At 81.8% G+C, this 1414-nt stretch carries 1 pseudogene; it reads left to right on the forward strand.

What is annotated here, in order from left to right:
* Positions 1-24: 24 nt before the first annotated feature.
* Positions 25-1414 (forward strand): annotated as a pseudogene (locus ACFV5N_RS27815) (ribonuclease E/G); the annotation flags it as partial.

Raw genomic sequence — 1414 nt, forward strand, 5'->3', positions numbered from 1 at the left:
CCGGAGAGCGCCGGGACACCCGCCGTGAGCGAGGCGGGCACCCCGGAGGAGACCGCGTCGCCCCGCAGGCGCCGCCGCGCCACGCGTCCGGCCGCCGCGCCGGAGGCCGTGGCCCAGACCCCGGCCGAGACGGCCCAGCCGGTGCAGGACACCGACGCGGCCGACACCCCCGACGCCTCCGCCGCGCTGAGCGCCGCCGAGCCGGTGGAGCCCGAGGCGTCGGCGCCGCGCAAGCGCCGCCGTGCCACCCGTCCCGCCGCCGCGCCCGAAGCCGTCGCGGAGAGCGCCGCCGTACCGGCCGCAGAGCAGCCCGCTGCCGCACCGGCCGAGTCCGCCGCCGCACCGGCCGCCGAGCCCGCGCCGGACGAGCCCGCGCCGCCGCGCAAGCGCCGTCGTGCCACGCGTCCGGCCGCCGCCCCGGAGGCCGTCGCGGAGAGTGCTGCCGCACCGGCTGCCGAGCAGCCCGCCGCCGCGCCCGCCGAGAGCGCCGCAGAACCCGTGGAGTCCGAACCGTCCGCGCCGCGCAAGCGGCGTCGTGCGACGCGTCCGGCCGCCGCGCCCGAGGCCGGGGCCGAGCCCACCGCCGTACCCGCCGGGAACGCCCCCGAAGCCGTGGAGCCCGAGGCGTCCGCGCCGCGCACCCGGCGCCGTGCCACCCGCGCGGAATCCGGCGCGGAGACCGCCGCTCCGGCTCAGGACGTGACCGAGGAGACCGAGGAGCCCGCCGCGCCGCGTACCCGGCGCCGTGCCACCCGGGCCGCGGCACCCGCGGACGAGGCATCCGCCGAGGCCGTTACCGAGACCGGGACGGAGCCCGCCGCCCCGCGGCAGCGCCGCCGGGCCACCCGCGCCGCGTCCACCCCGGACGCCACCGCCGCGAGCGGGAGCGGGCAGGGCACGGACGCGGCGGAGGAGACCGCCGCACCGCGCCGGCGCCGGCAGGCCACCCGATCGGCCGCCGCCGAGCCGTCCCGCGATCGGGGCGTGTCGCAGGGCGGAGAAGGGACGCGGGCCGTGGAGGCTGACCTGAGCGGTTCCGAGGAGGACGCCGCCGCGCCGCGCCGGCGCCGCCGGGCCGTGCGGTCCGCCGCGCCGATCGATGAGGGAAAGGCCAGGGGATCCGTGACCGAGGACCGTGCGGGGAGCGCATCGGAGCCGCAGCCGCCCGCCGTGCCGGTGCCGGCCACCGCCGTGTTCCAGCCGCCGGTCTTCCAGCCGCCGATGTTCCAGACGCCCGAGCGGGCCGCCGCCGAGGCCGCCGCGCTGGCCGAAGCCGAGGTCGAGCCCGATGAGGCCGAACTGGTGGAGGAGACCGACGAGGCCGAGACCGCCGAGGAGCACGAGCGGCCCTCGCGCCGCCGTCGCCGTGGCGGGCGCCGCCGCCGGCGCGGGGAGAGCGCCGAGCGGGCCACCG

This window comes from Streptomyces sp. NPDC059853 (genome assembly GCF_042731495.1).
Classification (GTDB): domain Bacteria; phylum Actinomycetota; class Actinomycetes; order Streptomycetales; family Streptomycetaceae; genus Streptomyces.